General features: G+C 32.5%; 18 protein-coding genes. 16 read left to right on the top strand and 2 right to left on the bottom strand.

The genetic code is table 11. From position 1 onward, the window contains the following. Window positions 1–78 precede the first annotated feature (78 nt). Window positions 79–606, bottom strand: a complete 528-nt coding sequence (locus AB3G34_RS06145) for a DUF6155 family protein (RefSeq protein WP_367769890.1) — start codon at window positions 604–606, stop codon at window positions 79–81. Between the two features lie 102 nt (window positions 607–708). Here AB3G34_RS06145 and AB3G34_RS06140 point away from each other — a divergent pair, with 102 nt between their 5' ends. The 4 genes from AB3G34_RS06140 (at window position 709) to AB3G34_RS06125 (ending at window position 3,042) form a co-directional block, all read left to right on the top strand. Further along, complete coding sequence (locus AB3G34_RS06140) at window positions 709–993, top strand: DUF3817 domain-containing protein (protein WP_367769887.1); 285 nt, start codon at window positions 709–711, stop codon at window positions 991–993. Further along, window positions 986–2,242: a mechanosensitive ion channel family protein gene (locus AB3G34_RS06135; protein ID WP_369753800.1), complete on the top strand. Its 1,257-nt coding sequence runs from the start codon at window positions 986–988 to the stop codon at window positions 2,240–2,242. The genes AB3G34_RS06140 and AB3G34_RS06135 overlap by 8 nt, the downstream gene beginning before the upstream one ends. A 166-nt stretch (window positions 2,243–2,408) precedes the next feature. Then, window positions 2,409–2,648: a hypothetical protein gene (locus AB3G34_RS06130; protein WP_367769882.1), complete on the top strand. Its 240-nt coding sequence runs from the start codon at window positions 2,409–2,411 to the stop codon at window positions 2,646–2,648. Between the two features lies 1 nt (window position 2,649). Continuing rightward, the gene (locus AB3G34_RS06125; protein ID WP_369753799.1) at window positions 2,650–3,042 is read left to right on the top strand and encodes an ACT domain-containing protein; all 393 of its coding nucleotides are present in this window, start codon (window positions 2,650–2,652) and stop codon (window positions 3,040–3,042) included. A gap of 6 nt (window positions 3,043–3,048) precedes the next feature. On the opposite strand, the gene AB3G34_RS06120 is transcribed toward AB3G34_RS06125, so the two are convergent. Beyond that, complete coding sequence (locus AB3G34_RS06120; protein WP_367769876.1) at window positions 3,049–3,432, bottom strand: acyl-CoA thioesterase; 384 nt, start codon at window positions 3,430–3,432, stop codon at window positions 3,049–3,051. Window positions 3,433–3,500: 68 nt separating this feature from the next. Between AB3G34_RS06120 and AB3G34_RS06115 the strand changes: the two genes are divergently transcribed. From AB3G34_RS06115 to AB3G34_RS06060, 12 genes are all read left to right on the top strand, one after another. Next, entirely contained in the window at window positions 3,501–3,896 is a 396-nt protein-coding gene (locus AB3G34_RS06115) for a glyoxalase (RefSeq protein WP_367769874.1), read from the top strand. Window positions 3,897–4,108: 212 nt separating this feature from the next. Further along, a complete protein-coding gene (locus AB3G34_RS06110; protein ID WP_367769872.1) occupies window positions 4,109–4,822 on the top strand; it encodes an esterase family protein in 714 nt (237 codons plus the stop codon). Window positions 4,823–4,863: 41 nt separating this feature from the next. Further along, window positions 4,864–5,811, top strand: coding sequence for a RimK family alpha-L-glutamate ligase (locus AB3G34_RS06105; protein ID WP_367753063.1), 948 nt, complete (start codon window positions 4,864–4,866; stop codon window positions 5,809–5,811). A 109-nt stretch (window positions 5,812–5,920) separates the two neighbouring features. After that, the gene (locus AB3G34_RS06100) at window positions 5,921–7,027 is read left to right on the top strand and encodes a carboxylate-amine ligase (protein WP_367753061.1); all 1,107 of its coding nucleotides are present in this window, start codon (window positions 5,921–5,923) and stop codon (window positions 7,025–7,027) included. Window positions 7,028–7,069: 42 nt separating this feature from the next. Continuing rightward, on the top strand, window positions 7,070–7,900 hold the full coding sequence (locus tag AB3G34_RS06095) for a type 1 glutamine amidotransferase (RefSeq protein WP_369753797.1): 831 nt from the start codon (window positions 7,070–7,072) through the stop codon (window positions 7,898–7,900). Window positions 7,901–7,914: 14 nt separating this feature from the next. Then, window positions 7,915–9,108, top strand: a complete 1,194-nt coding sequence (locus AB3G34_RS06090; RefSeq protein WP_367769867.1) for a hypothetical protein — start codon at window positions 7,915–7,917, stop codon at window positions 9,106–9,108. Window positions 9,109–9,597: 489 nt separating this feature from the next. Then, window positions 9,598–10,158 (top strand): gluconate 2-dehydrogenase subunit 3 family protein, encoded by a 561-nt coding sequence (locus AB3G34_RS06085; RefSeq protein WP_367769864.1) that lies wholly within the window; start codon window positions 9,598–9,600, stop codon window positions 10,156–10,158. A gap of 102 nt (window positions 10,159–10,260) precedes the next feature. Beyond that, the gene (locus tag AB3G34_RS06080) at window positions 10,261–11,964 is read left to right on the top strand and encodes a GMC oxidoreductase (RefSeq protein ID WP_367753053.1); all 1,704 of its coding nucleotides are present in this window, start codon (window positions 10,261–10,263) and stop codon (window positions 11,962–11,964) included. Window positions 11,965–11,972: 8 nt separating this feature from the next. Beyond that, window positions 11,973–13,139: a Gfo/Idh/MocA family protein gene (locus tag AB3G34_RS06075; RefSeq protein WP_369753796.1), complete on the top strand. Its 1,167-nt coding sequence runs from the start codon at window positions 11,973–11,975 to the stop codon at window positions 13,137–13,139. Window positions 13,140–13,166: 27 nt separating this feature from the next. After that, window positions 13,167–14,219 carry a sugar phosphate isomerase/epimerase family protein gene (locus tag AB3G34_RS06070; RefSeq protein ID WP_369753795.1) on the top strand — a complete coding sequence of 351 codons (1,053 nt, stop codon included), beginning with the start codon at window positions 13,167–13,169 and terminating at the stop codon, window positions 14,217–14,219. A 43-nt stretch (window positions 14,220–14,262) separates the two neighbouring features. After that, window positions 14,263–15,732, top strand: a complete 1,470-nt coding sequence (locus AB3G34_RS06065; RefSeq protein ID WP_367769855.1) for a Gfo/Idh/MocA family protein — start codon at window positions 14,263–14,265, stop codon at window positions 15,730–15,732. 10 nt (window positions 15,733–15,742) lie between these two features. Then, window positions 15,743–16,426 carry a DUF1080 domain-containing protein gene (locus AB3G34_RS06060; RefSeq protein WP_369753794.1) on the top strand — a complete coding sequence of 228 codons (684 nt, stop codon included), beginning with the start codon at window positions 15,743–15,745 and terminating at the stop codon, window positions 16,424–16,426. Window positions 16,427–16,484 lie beyond the last annotated feature (58 nt).

Genomic DNA, 16,484 nt, shown 5'->3' with positions numbered 1-16,484 from the left:
TGCAAAAATACACCTAAAAAACAGTTTTTTCGTCAAATATTCTTTAAAATATAATAGGATGTTTAATTATAAGGTGTATTAGTATTCAAAACGCTCTACTATTGCGTTAAATTCGGCTTGATTTTTCCATCGTTGGGCTACGGTTTCATTATGAATAGCTTTAATTCTTCCCATAAAATCGGCTAGTATACCATTAGCAATCAAAAATACCACTGCTTGTTCATACGAATTAAGCATACTTTTAAAGAATAATTCTTGTTTTATGAGATGTTCTGCTGAAAATGCTTGCGCAATTTCAATATTATAAAGCATTACATCGGCAATCACGTAGGGATCAACACCTAGAATAATAAAGTGTTTGATGTATTTTTGAGCTACTGAACGCCTCATTTTTGGCTTCTTACCCCTTCCAGAAGTTTTTACAGGGAAGTATTCATTGGAAATTTTGAGTTTACATTCCTGCAAGAGGGTATCTTCTTTGGGGTTAAAAACAAAATTATAATAGACTTTTACAGGAGAGAACTTTTCGTACAACTCGATAATTTGCTCTTCGAGTTGTTCTTTATTTAATTCGTTTAGGTATTTTTTTAAATCACGTTTACTCATTATCAAAGTTTAAGAATACAAAAGTAAATTACTTTGTGATTGATTAGGGTGTAAATCGATGTTATTACTTAATTTTGCCTGATATAAATTAAAATTATTTAAATGTTCAAGATTTTTAAGATTACAGCCATTCTAGAAGGGATATCCTATTTGACTTTATTTTCTAATATGCTTTTTATCAAGCCGAACCATTTTGAACTGTATCATACGCTTTTATATCCAGTAGGAATGAGTCATGGAATCCTATTTATTGGTTATATTTTATTGGCAATTTTATTAAAAAAGTCTCAAAAATGGGATTTAAAAACTTTTATCATTATATTAATTGCTTCTTTAATTCCTTTTGGTACTTTTTATGTAGAAAAGAAATACTTGGAAAATGTATAAATTTATAGAAAAAATATTTCAATTACTCTACCCTATTTTTCGAAAATGGGGCATGAACTATACATTTGCATCGTACATAAGTTTAATTTTTAATATTGCATTATTATGCTTTTTGGCATATAGTATCTATGTGGTTTTCAGGTTGGTTTTAGTTACTATAATGGTTTTTATTGCCCAGAAGACAAAAACCCAATTTGACGATTTATTAGTATCTAATAAAACAGCTAAATACATAGCGCATTTAATTCCGTTATTGTTTATCTATAAATCAGTTCCAATTATTCTTGATAAATATGAATATTGGGAAAGTGTTTTTGGAAAACTAGTTGGAATTTATATCGTATTTCTGATTTTATGGATTATACGAACCATTTTTAATGCTTTAAGAGATTATTTAAAACTGAAGCCTAGATACAGCGATAAACCTATTGATAGTTTCATTCAGGTTATTATGATTGTACTTTGGATGGTTGGTATTACCGTAATCATATCAAAATTATTTGATTTTAAAATCTCGGAATTATTTACCACTTTGGGAGCTGTTTCTGCTTTAATTATTTTGATTTTTCGAGATATTATTTTGGGATTTGTTGCTAGTGTTCAAGTATCTATAAACGATATGATTCGGATAGGAGATTGGATTACGATGGATAAATTTGGAGCCGATGGAGATGTAATTGAAATTAATTTAACTACTGTAAAAGTTCGAAATTTTGATAATACTACCACAACTATCCCTACATATAGTTTAAGTTCTGACTCTTTCCAGAACTGGCGTGGGATGCTAAATTCAGATGGAAGGCGTATTAAGAGGCATATTCTTATAAAAGCAAGTAGCATTCGTTTTTTAGGTGATGACGAACTAAATGATTTAAAAAGTATTGCACTTATCAGTGATTATATTGACACCCAAAAAAGAGATATTGACAGCTTCAATGCTACTAATTCAATTGATAAATCAACTATAATAAATGGTAGAAACTTGACCAATTTAGGACTATTTAGAAAATACATAACACAGTATTTACGCAACCATCCTGCGTTGAATCAAGAGATGCTTTTAATGTGTCGTCAATTGCAATCCACAGCACAAGGAGTGCCTATAGAAATTTATGTTTTTTCAAGTGATAAAAGATGGGAAAGCTATGAATATGCAATGTCGGATATTTTTGATCATATATTCTCTTCAGTTAAATTTTTTGATTTAGAATTGTCTGAATTTAATTTGGATAATAAGATTAATAAATAGTTGCGACTTTCCTCTAATTTCAGCACATGAGCAGGAAGAAAAGCAGGAATGATACGAGAAGGACGTGGACGACAAGTTTTACCATTAAAAACAGGATGGTCCGATAATTTTGAATACTCCCTCTTAGAAACAGATAAAAGGAAATCGCTTAGCTAAAAAAAATACTATGACTACCACAGATTGGGTTGGATTTATTGGAGTAACAATTCTATTAATCGCTTTCTTTTTAAATCTAAATGACACTATAAAAAAAGAAAGCATAATTTATCTTTCTTTGAATTTCGTAGGTGCAGGGATTGCTTGTTTTGCTTCTTTATTATTGCATTATTTGCCTTTTATTATTTTAGAAGGTTCTTGGACGTTAGTATCAGCATATGGTTTATTACACTACTTTAGAAAAAAATAAAATGGCTGGAGAAAAAAATTTAGAAACATTACTAAAAAGCATGAAACCCCAACATAATATTGGGGACTATGTGTTTTGTATCACTGATGATCTTAAAAAAATTAGACTAGAAGAAATAATTTTAATATTCAAAGAGCAAGAAGGAACCACCGTAATTATAAAAAAAGAGCTCGCTGATCGATTAAATTTAGACTATTCATTTATTGCTTCTTGGATTACCTTGACGGTCCACTCGTCCTTAGAAGCGGTAGGATTAACAGCTTCTTTTTCAAGTGCACTCGCACAAGATGGCATTAGTTGTAATGTTGTTGCTGCATTTTATCATGACCATATATTTGTCGACCAAAAGGACATACATAAAGCCATGGAAATTTTAAATCATTTTTCCCGTTAAAGAATATTAAAGACGATCTTTTACAAATTCAATCTCTTTTTTTCCGTGAGCTGCTGGTTTTCCATCACTGCCTAAATTGACCATTGTAGTACTATCTATTGAAATGATTGTCTCCCGAGTCATCATATTTCTAGCTTCACATTTTAAGGTAAGTGATGTATGACCAAATTTCACCACGTCAATTCCAATTTCAATAATATCTCCTTGTTTTGCTGAACTTCTAAAATTGATTTCAGACATATGTTTTGTAACTACTCTTGAGTTTTCTAGTTGTATGATGGTGTATAAAGCTAATTCTTCATCAATCCAAGCTAATAATTGACCTCCAAATAATGTTCCATTTGGATTTAAGTCTTCGGGTTTTACCCATTTTCTGGTATGAAATCGCATGTTTTTTATTTAATAATGCTAAAGTAACATTTCCATGCTTATTTTTATTTAATTTTAAAGAAAAAAAGATGAACGAAAGAGCAATTTTTTTAAAGGAATTACGAGGAGAAACAATAGGAACAGTGGGTTTAAGCTCCTCTTCTGACGAAGTGTTTCAAAATCAGGTGCTACGCCCTATTTTGAAATTACAAAATGATTTATTCATCGCTTCTTTTAAGAATTATATCACTAAATATAAAAATGATTTCTACTCCCAGTCAACAGAGAAGAAATTAGCACAAATAGAAAATGCTATTCAAAAAGACATCAAGTATCGCAATGCCTTAAAAGGGATGGTTATTGGGTTGTTTACTATTGATGAATATGTAATATACATAAAAAACTCATCGAGTCTTAATAAAAGAATGATGGGAATGCTTGTGGAAAGATTAAAGAGTCAAATACAATTATTTGAACAACCTTAAAAGGCAAAACTAACCCAATATAGTTCTAGTTAATAAATTCACTATAGATTTATTAATTACATATTATTTAAAAAAAACAGCTTTTAGGAGTCTGTTGCTATTGGATTCTTTGTTTTCATTATTCGTTCTGTTTTTTATAATAAAATTAAAATTTGACACTTTATTTATGTCTATTTTACATTTTTTTTCATTATAATTGTTAAAACAAAGTTATGAAAGAGGAATATTTCAAATGGTATTCTCCAAACCTAAATAGAGAGATTGAAATGTTAGTATTTGGTCATTCGGGCTATCCAGTGATTTTATTTCCAACATCTATGGGAAGTTTTCATGAGAACAAAGATATGGGACTCATCGAATCGGCAAAATGGTTTATTGAACAGGGATTAATTCAAATTTATTGTCCAGACAGTATTGATAAAGACAGTTTTTACAATAAACAAATTCACCCAGTGCATCGCATAGAAAATCATGTTTGGTATGACAAAATGATTTGTCATGAAATTGTGGAAAAAGTAAAAAACAACACTCCATCAGGTAAAGTGGTAGTTGCTGGTTGCAGTTTTGGTGGTTATCATGCAGCAAATTTTGCTTTTAGACATCCAGGATATGTAAGTCATTTATTTTCTATGAGTGGCGCTTTTGACATTAAAAGTTTTATGGACGGATTTCATAATGACGATGTATTTTACAATAGTCCTTTAGATTACTTATATGGTCTAGAAGATTATGAATTATGGAACATGGATATTGTTTTAGGGACTTCAAATTGGGATATCTGTTATGATGCTAATCTAAAATTAAGTAAAGTACTTAGTGATAGAAATGTGCATCATTGGCTGGATGTTCGCCCAGATAGACAGCATGATTGGCCAGTTTGGAAAGAAATGTTTCCACATTATTTATCAAGAATAAAATTTTATTAGTCCTACTATTAAATTAACTAATCAAGAAAAAATATATTAAAATGAAAAAAATCGGAATTTTATTTGGAATGGAAGATACCTTTCCTCAAGCATTTATTGACAGAGTTAATTCAAAAAACGAAAAAGATATTATAGCTGAAGCGGTTGGTATAGATATGGTCGTTCAAAATAAAGACGGTGAATACGCAGTAATAATAGACCGAATTTCACAAGATGTTCCTTTTTATAGAGCGTATCTAAAAAACGCTGCTTTAACTGGAACAAATGTGATTAATAATCCATTCTGGTGGAGCGCAGATGATAAATTTTTCAATAATTCATTAGCCGATACTCTTGGTGTACCTTTACCTAATACAGTACTCCTTCCTTCGGCAGAACATCCTACAGACACTACAGGAAAATCATTTAGAAATTTGAAATACCCAATGAACTGGGAAGCTATTTTTGATTACATAAAATTTCCTGCTTATATGAAACCGTATGCTGGTGGTGGCTGGAAAAATGTGTATCGATTAGAAAATAAAGAAGAATTTTGGGAGAAACATCAGGAAACAGGGCAACTCGTAATGATGCTTCAAGAAGAAATTGTTTTTACTGAATATTTTAGAGTCTATTGCCTAGGCTGCAAAGCAGTGCGCATTATGCAATATGAACCTAGAAATCCGCATCATTTGCGTTATGTAATTGATGGTCCACCAGTAGATAAAAAACTTCTAGCAACCATAAAAGATTATACATTAAGACTTTGTAAAGGATTAGGTTATGATTTTAATACGGTTGAATTTGCTGTACGTGATGGAATTCCTTATGCAATTGATTTTGGTAATCCAGCTCCTGATGCAGAACTAACATCAGTTGGTGCTGAAAATTTTGAATGGGTGGTAGAAGAATCAGCAAAAATGGCTATTGCTGCCGCAAAAAAACAAAAGCCAGGAAAAATGAATTTGACTTGGGGAACTTTTATGAAAGAAGCTGTTGCAATAAAATAGTATGTCATTAAATCCAATTCCCTAGCCCAGATAGAAGAGAAAATCCCATCTCGTTTTTCACGAGATGGATTGTATCGAATAGCTGGAAAATGCTCCTAAAAAAATAGAAATGAAAAAATTACCTGTTTTTACACTTGGTGTTGAAGAAGAATATCAAATTATAGATCCCGAAACAAGAGACTTACGCTCCCATCTATCAAAAATTGTTGATGGAGCTAAAATTATACTAAATGAACAGGTAAAAGCAGAAATGCATCAATCTGTTGTGGAAGTAGGGACTAATATTTGCAAAAATGTTGATGAAGCGGAGAAAGAGATTAAGTTTTTAAGAACTAAAATTGTTGAATTAGCTGATAAGCAAAATTTGATTGTTGGTGGTGCTGGAACCCATCCTTTTTCTAAATGGCAAGACCAACCCATTACAGATGATCCCCGTTATCACACGATTGTAAATGAATTACAAGATGCTGCTCGATCCAATTTAATCTTTGGAATGCATTGTCATGTAGGTATCGAAAACAGAGAGATTGGATTGCAATTAATGAATCAAGCTTGCTATTTTCTTCCGCATATTTTTGCGCTATCAACCAATTCCCCTTTTTGGGAAGGTCGACAAACAGGGTACAAATCGTTTCGAACAAAAGTTTTTGATAAATTTCCACGAACCGGTTTACCAGAATATTTTGATTCGGTTGCCTCTTATGATAACTTTTTGGAGACTTTAGTAAAAACAAATTGTATTGATAATCCAAAGAAAATTTGGTGGGATTTACGCTTGCATCCTTTTTATGATACCATTGAATTTCGTATTTGTGATATGAGTTTAACAGTTGAGGAGACGATGTGTATAGTATCTGTAATTCAAGCTGTTGTTGCTAAATTGTATAAATTAAACTTACATAACATGAGCTTTAATATTTATAGATTAGCGCTAATAAAAGAAAATAAATTTCGTGCTGCTCGCTATGGAATTGAAGGACATATGATTGATTTTGGACTTCAAAAAGAAGTTGAAACAAGAATGCTAATTTTAGAATTACTTGAATTTGTTGACGATGTAGTTGATGAATTAGGAAGTCGTGATCACATTAATTATGTTCATGAAATTTTAAAAAATGGAACTGGCGCCGCAAAACAGTTGGCCGTTTTCGAAAAAACAAATGACTTGACAAAAGTGGTTGATTTTATAACTGGAGAATTCACAAAAGGATTATAAAATAATAGATTAACTTTGCGGATTATTTATAAAGATTTAAAAATGAGCAAGAAAAAGATAACAATAGCACTTTTAGACATGTATAATGGTGAGCCCAATCAAGGCATGCGTTGTATTATTGATGTTATTAGTAGATTTAATCCTATTGTAGACTTTAAAATATTTGATGTAAGGGGAAAATGTGAAATACCTGAAATAAACCTGTTTGATATTTATATTTCTACTGGTGGTCCGGGAAATCCGTTAATTGGTGATGGAACTTGGGATACGAAATACTATGAATTCATTGATGCTTTAACCAAGTGGAATACCGAAAATGAAGTAAAAAAGCATGTTTTATTTATTTGTCATTCTTTCCAAATGGCTTGTAAACATTTTGGTTTGGCCGAAATAACAAAAAGGAATGATACTTCATTTGGCGTAATGACGATTCATAAAACAAAAGAGGGGCTTTTAGATCCACTTTTTCAAGGGTTAAGCGATCCTTTTTATGCAATTGATTCTAGAGATTATCAAGTAGTTCAGCCTAAGCTAAGTGTATTTAAGAAAAATGGAGCAAAGATAATTTCATTAGAAAAAATTAGAGATCATGTTCAATATGAACGTGCTATAATGGCAGTACGTTTTACAGATTATTTTGTAGGAACACAATTCCATCCAGAGGCCGATCCTATTAGTTTTGTTTCCCACTTAAGAAATAAAGAAGCGAAGGATAAAATTAGAAATATGAAAGGGAAAAGAAAGTTTAGAAATATGCTTGAAGACCTACTGGATGACGATAAAATATACAGAACAAACGAAACCTTGATTCCAAATTTTCTTCGAACTGCAATAAACGACTTGATAAAAACAAAAAAAATCATGTCTAATTAATCACCCCAAATCTTATGATTCCAAAGTATCGAAAATTATTTAATGAACAATTTACAGATAAAAAATATCAGGAATTTAAAGATGATATTGCCTCTGATTTTGATTACGAACCTACTTTTCGATTAGGAGAAACTCCTTTTTTTATATCTAAAGATTTAAAAAAACAATTAATCGAAGGCTCGAATGAAGTTATAGCTTTAATTCAGAGTAAAGACTTTAAAAAGCTAACTGATAAATCATTAGAACTAAATCATAAAGTTCCAAATGAAGATAATCACACGACTTTTTTAGCGATTGATTTCGGAATTTGTGAAGAAGATGGAATCATTATTCCTAAATTGATAGAAGTACAAGGATTCCCATCTTTGTTTAATTATCAAGTTAATTTATTTAATAAATTTAAGAAACATTATCCATTTATAAATGAACTAACTCCATTTATTACTGGAATTACTGAAGAAGAATACATGCAAAATCTCGAAGAAGTAATTTGTAATAATTACCCTAAAGAAAATGTTATTCTGCTTGAAATTGAACCTGAAAAGCAAAACACTAAAATCGACTTTTATTATTGCAAAAGAGATTTAGGTATACCTATAGTTTGCGTTACGGAACTGATTAAAAAAGGAAAGCAACTTTTTTATAAAAATAAAGAAGGTAATGAGATTCTTGTAAGAAGAATTTACAATCGAGTGATTTTTGATGAATTGGATTTGCGCACTGATTTAAAATTAAATTTCCATTTTTCAGACGATCTTGATGTAGAATGGGCAGGACATCCCAATTGGTTTTTTAGAATAAGTAAGTTTATCTTGCCTTTCTTAAAAGGGAAATACTTTATAGAGACTACACTCTTAAGTGAATTAACTGAAATACCAGAGGATTTAGAAAATTATGTTTTAAAACCATTATTCTCTTTTTCTGGATCTGGAGTGATTTTTCATGTGAAAAAAGAAGATATTGAAGCTGTGGTCGAAAAAGAACTTTATATACTTCAGAAAAAAGTAAATTACATGCCCATAGTTCAATCACCAGAGGGAAAAGTAAAGGCAGAAGTCCGTGTTCTTTGCACTTGGAAAAAAAATGATGTTGCACCTACTCTACTTTGCAATTTGGTTCGATTAAGTCGTGGAGAAATGATTGGCGTAAAATTCAATAAAGATAAGAATTGGGTTGGTGGTACTATTGGACTATTTGAAAAGGAATAATGTTAACCTTTAGCTACTACAATCTGTTTAATTATCTATTATTTTGTTGTTGTTTTTTCCAAAAAAAATCTTTTTTATCTAACTAAATTAACCCTATTTTTCCGTATATTCCTATTAGTAAAAAAACAGGAAGATTTTACTGCTTAATAATTTAGTTTAAATGTCATTTTAACGCAATGAAATCCATGAAAATCCAAAAACAGACCTTTTTCGATTTAAAAAACAGTCAAAAACAGCCATAAATTGCATATTATATCGTTTTCGAAGATGTCATTTGTTCAATAATAATGCATTTACTGCTACATAAATCAATTTCATTTGCTATTTAATAGTTATTTTTTAGTGTTTAAACAATTATTTTGAAAATACTTTAATTCTTTAATATTTTAACATAAAAAAAATGATGCTTCTTTTTTTTTCTTTATTATTGTATAGCTTTGATAAACTCATGATAATCAACAATACTAATTACTATTAAAAAATCAGCAAATGGATAGACGTAAAGCAATAAAAAACTTGGCACTTGTACTTGGAGGTGTCATCTCTGCTACAACAGTGGGGATTTTAATTAAGGATTTTGTTATTCCTGAAAATGACGACAAAAAATTCTCTTTTTCAGCAACAGATGAAGATTTTCTATCTGAATTCGCTGACTTATTGATACCAACAACTAAAGCTTCGCCTGGAGCGAAAGCAGCAGGTTTGGGTGCGTTTATTCCTATGATGATTAATGATTGTTATCCAGCCGATTTGCAACAAACTTTTGCAACAGGTATGAAAGAAATGCAAGATAAATGCATGAGTCAATTTAATAAAGACTTTAAATCGCTATCAATAGAAGACCGGACTAAAATTGTTGAAGAAACAAGAAAAGAGTCATTAGTTGATATTAATAAACCAAGCTTTTTTATTATCGCTAGAGATTTAACCATTTTAGGATATTTTTCATCAGAAATTGGGTGTACTCAAGCACGTGAATATTTGGCTGTTCCTGGAAGATATGATGGAAGTGCTGAATACAAACCTGGGCAAAAAGCTTGGGCAACATAGTAAACCTTTCAAAAATAAATTTCGTATCCATTATATGGAGGATACAAAATAGTACTTTTTAAAAAAATAATCTTCACATTAATCAAATTTAATAGCGCTGGAATGAATATAAATACAAATTTAAAAGAAGAGAATACTTATGACGCAATTGTTGTAGGTTCAGGTATAAGCGGTGGTTGGGCTGCAAAAGAACTAACCGAAAAAGGATTAAGAGTTTTGATGTTAGAACGCGGAATGAACATCGAACACATCAAAGATTACGATTCTGCAATGAAAAACCCATGGGAGTTTAAGCATGCGGGAAAACATACAGAAGAAGAAAAAAGAACACATCCAGTACAAATTAGAGATTATCCATACCAGGAAGCGAATGAAAAATGGTGGGTTAATGATTTAGAATGCCCATATACTGAAGACAAAAGATTTGATTGGTATAGAGGGTTTCACGTTGGTGGAAAATCTTTAATGTGGGGACGTCAAAGCTACCGTTTTAGTGATCACAATTTTGAAGATAATGCGAAAGACGGTCATGGTAATGACTGGCCTATTCGTTATAAAGATATTTCTCCATGGTACGATTATGCAGAGAAATTTGCAGGGATAAGTGGTCAAAATGAAAATTGGCCTTTACTACCTGATGGGCATTTTTTACCTCCAATGGATTTAAATTGTGTGGAGAAGTCTGTTAAAGAAAGAATGGAAAAACATTACAATAGAACTAGAATCTTAACTATTGGACGTACTGCTAATTTAACTGTTCCTCATAATGGACGTGGAAGCTGTCAATATAGAAATTTATGTAGTCGTGGATGTCCTTTTGGTGCTTACTTTAGCACACAGTCCTCTACTCTACCTGCAGCGATGGCTACTAACAGATTAACGGTTAGACCTTACTCTATTGTAAATCATATTATTTATGATAAAGACACTAAAAAAGCAAAAGGAGTAATGGTTATTGATGCAGAAACTAATGAGACAATGGAGTTTTATGCTAAAATTGTTTTTGTAAACGGTTCTACATTAGGTTCTACTTTTATCTTATTAAATTCTACTTCTGAAGCACATCCAGAAGGTTTAGGAAATGCTAGTGGACAATTAGGTCACAACTTAATGGATCACCATTTTCGTTGTGGAGCTTCAGGAACTGCCGAAGGTTTTGAGGATAAATACACTTATGGACGTAGAGCCAATGGTGTTTATGTACCTAGATATCAAAATGTAGGTAATGATAAAAGAGATTATTTAAGAGGTTTTGGTTATCAAGGTGGTGCTAGTAGAAACCCTTGGCATGAAGAGGTTGCTGAATTATCATTTGGTGGTGATTTTAAAGACAAATTAAGTCTTCCTGCGAACACATGGAATATGGGATTAGGTGGTTTTGGAGAAATGTTACCTTACTACGAAAACAAAGTATATATCAATCATGATAAAAAAGACAAATGGGGCCAACCTGTTTTAGCTATTGATTGTGAATACAAAGAGAACGAGAAAAAAATGAGAATTGACATGATGAATGATGCTGCAGAAATGCTTGAAGCTTCAGGAATTAAAAATGTTCAAACTTATGATAACGATTGTTACCCTGGAATGGCAATACATGAAATGGGAACTGCGAGAATGGGTAATGACCCTAAAACATCCGTTTTAAACAAATGGAATCAAATGCATGAAGTAAGTAATGTATTTGTAACAGATGGTTCTTGTATGCCTTCTATTGCATGTCAAAATCCATCATTAACATTCATGGCATTAACAGCACGTGCTTGTGATTATGCAGTTAAAGAATTAAATAAAGGAAACATTTAGGATTATAAATGATGAATAGAAAATTAAAAATGGGTATGATCGGCGGTGGCCAAGATGCTTTTATAGGCGCAATACACCGCTTAGCAGCCAATATGGACGGTCTTATTGAATTAAGTTGTGGAGCATTAAGCATAACACCCGAAACAGCAATTGCTTCTGGTAAAGCGTTATTCCTTCCCGAATCCAGAACCTATACTTCTTATGAAGAAATGATCAAAGCGGAAGCCAACTTACCAGTTGGTGAGCGCATGGATTTTGTTACTATTGTTACTCCTAATTTTGCTCATTTTGCTCCTGCAATGATGGCACTAGATTATGGTTTTAATGTTGTAATCGAAAAACCAATTACTTTTTCTTTGGAAGAAGCAAAGCTATTGGAACAAAAACTGGAAGAAACTGGATTAATTTTGTGCTTGACACATACCTACTCAGGGTATCCAATGGTAAAGCAAGCTAAGGCAATGCTTAAAGAAGGCAAACTAGGAAAAATTAGAAAAGTTTGGGTAGAATACCCTCAAGGATGGTTAAGTAAATTATCTGAAAGAGAAGGAAATGCACAAGCTGCTTGGCGAACAGATCCAAAAAAAGCAGGAAAAAGTTCTGTAATGGGAGACATTGGAACTCATGCTGCACATCTAGCTGAATACATTACTGGTTCAAAGATTACAGACATCTGCGCTGAATTAAATACACTTGTCGAAGGACGTGTAATGGATGATGACGGAGCTGTAATGTTGAAATTTGATAATGGAGCTAAAGGAGTTTTAATGGCTTCTCAAGTAGCTGCTGGTGAAGAAAATGCTTTAAAAATTAGAGTCTATGGTGAAAAAGGCGGAATCGAATGGTTGCAACATGATCCCAATACTTTGATTGTAAAATGGCTTGATGAACCTACTCAAATTTTGAGAGCGGGTTCTAATTATGGTCATCTATCATCATTTGCGACTCATAACTGCCGAACTCCAGGCGGACATCCAGAAGGATATTTGGAAGCATTTGCCAATATCTATCGCAATTTTGCCTTAACATTAGGCTGCAAATTAGACGGTATAGAACCTACCCCAGAAATGTTAGATTTTCCTTCTATTGAAGATGGATTGCGAGGAATGGCATTTATTGATAGTGTAGTAGCATCTGCTAATTCAGATAAAAAATGGTCGCCTTACATATTATAAAATCTAAGTAGACAAAAAGAATAAAAAATGACAACAATACAAGGTCCAGCAGTATTTTTAGCACAGTTTATTAGTGATGAAGCCCCTTTTAATTCTTTAGACGGAATTTGTAAATGGGCTGCAGATTTAGGTTTTAAAGGCATCCAAATGCCTACGTTAGATACTCGGTTTATTGATTTACAAAAAGCTGCTGAAAGCAAAACATATGCAGATGAATTAAAAGGAAAAATTGCTTCCTACGGTTTAGAAATAACCGAATTATCTACACATTTACAAGGGCAACTTGTTGCTGTTCACCCTGCTTATGATGATTTATTTGATGCATTTGCTCCAGCAAATGTGCATGGAAAACCAAAAGCAAGACAAGAATGGGCAGTGCAGCAATTAAAATATGCTGCAAAAGCATCTCAAAATTTAGGTTTAAATGCACATGCCACTTTTAGTGGTTCTTTGCTTTGGCAATATTTTCACCCTTGGCCACAAAGACCAGCAGGTTTAGTTGAAGAAGGATTTGCTGAATTAGCAAAACGTTGGTTGCCTATTTTAAATGAATTTGATCAAAATGGTGTGGATCTTTGTTATGAGATTCATCCTGGTGAAGATTTATTTGATGGAGAAACCTACGAAATGTTCTTGAAGGCGGTCAACAACCATTCAAGTGCATGTATTTTATATGATCCTTCTCATTTTGTACTACAACAATTAGACTATATCCAATACATTGATTTTTATCATGAAAGAATAAAAGCATTTCATGTAAAAGATGCCGAATTTAATCCAACTGGGAAGCAAGGAACATTTGGTGGATATCAAAGTTGGGCCAACCGTGCGGGGCGTTATCGTTCTCCGGGAGATGGCCAAGTTGATTTTAAAACTATTTTCAGCAAACTTTCTCAATATGATTTTAAAGGTTGGGCTGTAATGGAATGGGAATGCTGTATAAAAAATCAAGAAGATGGTGCTCGTGAAGGTGCTGAGTTTATAAAGAATAATATAATTAAGGTCACTGATAAGGCCTTTGATGATTTTGCTTCGGTAAATAGTAGTCAAGAATTTAACAGAAAAATATTAGGGCTTTAAATTTCTCATTTATTCAATCAATAATTAAAATCTTTCGATCAGCATGAAAAAAGAAAAAGTTAAAAAAATTGAAGAAAGTAAAATCATAAATAATCGACGTGATTTTATAAAAACCAGTGCTTTAGCCGCAGCGGCATTTATGATTGTTCCTAGACATGTTTTAGGAAGAGGATTTGTTGCTCCTAGTGATCGCTTATTAATTGCGAGTATTGGTGTAGGCGGTAAAGGACAGTCAGATATTGCCATGTTCGATAAAAGTGGTAAAGCTTCAATTTCTTTTCTTTGTGATGTTGATGATAGAAGGGCAGCAAAAACGGTTAATGCGTTTCCAAAAGCCAAATATTATAAAGACTGGAGAGAAATGTTTGATAAAGAACACAAAAATTTTGATGCTGTTTCAGTAGCAACACCAGATCATAACCATGCTATTCAAACCCTTGCAGCAATGCAGTTAGGAAAGCATGTCTATGTTCAAAAACCGTTAACTCATGATATCTATGAAGCTAGAATTCTAACTCAAGCTGCAGCGAAATACAATGTAGTTACTCAAATGGGAAATCAAGGTGCTTCAAATGATGGTACTCGTATAATGAAAGAGTGGTATGACGCAGATTTGATTGGAGACGTCCATACTGTTTATGCTTGGACTGACCGTCCTGTTTGGCCTCAAGGTATCCCCTGGCCTACTAGTAAAACTGAGATTCCAAAAGAATTAGATTGGGATTTATGGTTGGGTACTGCTCCTCAAAAAAATTATGTAGATAAACTGGTTCCTTTCAACTGGAGAGGATGGTGGGATTATGGAACGGGTGCTTTGGGTGATATGGGTTGTCATTTAATTGAAGCTCCATTTAGTGTTTTAAATTTAAAATACGCCAAAGATGTTCAATGTAGTGTTGGATCAGTATATGTAGATGAGTTTAAAAGAGGGTATTTCCCTGAAAGTTGTCCACCATCAAGTCATGTTACATTAACATTTCCTAAAACCAATAAAACCAATGGAGACGTTACTTTGCATTGGATGGATGGAGGTATTCAACCTGAAAGACCATTAGAATTAGAACCAAATGAAATTTTTGGAGATGGTGGAAATGGTACTTTATTTGTTGGGACTAAAGGTAAAATGATGTGCGATACATATGGTAGAAATCCGAGATTACTTCCATTAACCAAAAATGAAAATTTAAATATCGCTCAAAAATACTCTAGAGTTGTTGACGGTTCAGAAGGGCATTATAAACAATGGATTGAAGCAGCAATTGCGGGTCACGGAAAAAAAGAGTTAAGTTCTCCTTTTGAAATTGCAGGCCCATTGACAGAAGCCTTATTGATGGCAAATTTAGCCATAAGAGGCTATGATGTGCAAAAAGAAGTAGGTGGGAAAACTAAATATCCAGGACGTTCTGTAAAATTACTTTGGGATAATGATGCCATGAGAATCACCAATTTTGATGATGTGAATCAATTTGTAAAAAGAGAATACCGTCAAGGTTGGAACAATCTAACTTTGTAAATATCCCATTATGATAAAGAAAATAGTATTATCACTAGGCTTAATCTTCATTATGCAAAATACTCAAGCCCAAAAAAAAATCACTCGCCTGTTTGATGGTAAAACAACAAATGGATGGCATTCTTATGGAAAAACAAACGCAGGTGCTGCATGGAAAGTGGATAAAGGGGTTCTACATTTTGATCCTTCAGCTGCTGAAAATGGTCAAGGAGGAGATCTTGTTACGAATAAGGAATATTCTAATTTTCATTTAAAGTTAGATTGGAAAGTAGCTCCTAAATCAAATAGCGGAATTATATTTTTCATCCATGAAGATCCTGCAAAATACAAGAATACATACGAAACAGGTTTAGAAATGCAGGTTTTGGATAACGAGGGTCATCCTGATGGAAAAATTGACAAGCATAGAGCTGGAAACTTATATGATTTGATTAAAAATGATATTGAACCTGTAAAAGCTGTTGGAGAATGGAATACAGCTGAAGTAATTTGCAACAAAGGGAAACTTACTCTAATATTAAATGGAGTGACTGTTGTAAAAACTATGTTATGGGATGACAACTGGAAAAAACTAGTTGCTGGAAGTAAATTTAAAGCTTGGAGTGATTTTGGAACATTTAAAACTGGAAAAATTGCTTTGCAAGATCATGGTGAAAACGTCTGGTTCAAAAATATTGAAATAAAAGAATTATAATCCGGAATGGATTTAAAGAGTAAGAAACTAAAAACAAAATATATAAACTAACCAATAA

This window comes from Flavobacterium sp. WC2409 (assembly GCF_041200085.1).
Classification (GTDB): Bacteria; Bacteroidota; Bacteroidia; order Flavobacteriales; family Flavobacteriaceae; genus Flavobacterium.
Note: the sequence above shows the minus strand (reverse complement) of the source record. Positions and strands in the feature narration are given on the sequence as shown.

Bases quoted from the DNA above. Each gene is read 5' to 3' on its own strand.
- AB3G34_RS06145 (WP_367769890.1), bottom strand. From the start codon at position 606: ATGAGTAAACGTGATTTAAAAAAATACCTAAACGAATTAAATAAAGAA.
- AB3G34_RS06140 (WP_367769887.1), top strand. From the start codon at position 709: ATGTTCAAGATTTTTAAGATTACAGCCATTCTAGAAGGGATATCCTAT.
- AB3G34_RS06135 (WP_369753800.1), top strand. From the start codon at position 986: ATGTATAAATTTATAGAAAAAATATTTCAATTACTCTACCCTATTTTT.
- AB3G34_RS06130 (WP_367769882.1), top strand. From the start codon at position 2,409: ATGACTACCACAGATTGGGTTGGATTTATTGGAGTAACAATTCTATTA.
- AB3G34_RS06125 (WP_369753799.1), top strand. From the start codon at position 2,650: ATGGCTGGAGAAAAAAATTTAGAAACATTACTAAAAAGCATGAAACCC.
- AB3G34_RS06120 (WP_367769876.1), bottom strand. From the start codon at position 3,432: ATGCGATTTCATACCAGAAAATGGGTAAAACCCGAAGACTTAAATCCA.
- AB3G34_RS06115 (WP_367769874.1), top strand. From the start codon at position 3,501: ATGAACGAAAGAGCAATTTTTTTAAAGGAATTACGAGGAGAAACAATA.
- AB3G34_RS06110 (WP_367769872.1), top strand. From the start codon at position 4,109: ATGAAAGAGGAATATTTCAAATGGTATTCTCCAAACCTAAATAGAGAG.
- AB3G34_RS06105 (WP_367753063.1), top strand. From the start codon at position 4,864: ATGAAAAAAATCGGAATTTTATTTGGAATGGAAGATACCTTTCCTCAA.
- AB3G34_RS06100 (WP_367753061.1), top strand. From the start codon at position 5,921: ATGAAAAAATTACCTGTTTTTACACTTGGTGTTGAAGAAGAATATCAA.
- AB3G34_RS06095 (WP_369753797.1), top strand. From the start codon at position 7,070: ATGAGCAAGAAAAAGATAACAATAGCACTTTTAGACATGTATAATGGT.
- AB3G34_RS06090 (WP_367769867.1), top strand. From the start codon at position 7,915: ATGATTCCAAAGTATCGAAAATTATTTAATGAACAATTTACAGATAAA.
- AB3G34_RS06085 (WP_367769864.1), top strand. From the start codon at position 9,598: ATGGATAGACGTAAAGCAATAAAAAACTTGGCACTTGTACTTGGAGGT.
- AB3G34_RS06080 (WP_367753053.1), top strand. From the start codon at position 10,261: ATGAATATAAATACAAATTTAAAAGAAGAGAATACTTATGACGCAATT.
- AB3G34_RS06075 (WP_369753796.1), top strand. From the start codon at position 11,973: ATGATGAATAGAAAATTAAAAATGGGTATGATCGGCGGTGGCCAAGAT.
- AB3G34_RS06070 (WP_369753795.1), top strand. From the start codon at position 13,167: ATGACAACAATACAAGGTCCAGCAGTATTTTTAGCACAGTTTATTAGT.
- AB3G34_RS06065 (WP_367769855.1), top strand. From the start codon at position 14,263: ATGAAAAAAGAAAAAGTTAAAAAAATTGAAGAAAGTAAAATCATAAAT.
- AB3G34_RS06060 (WP_369753794.1), top strand. From the start codon at position 15,743: ATGATAAAGAAAATAGTATTATCACTAGGCTTAATCTTCATTATGCAA.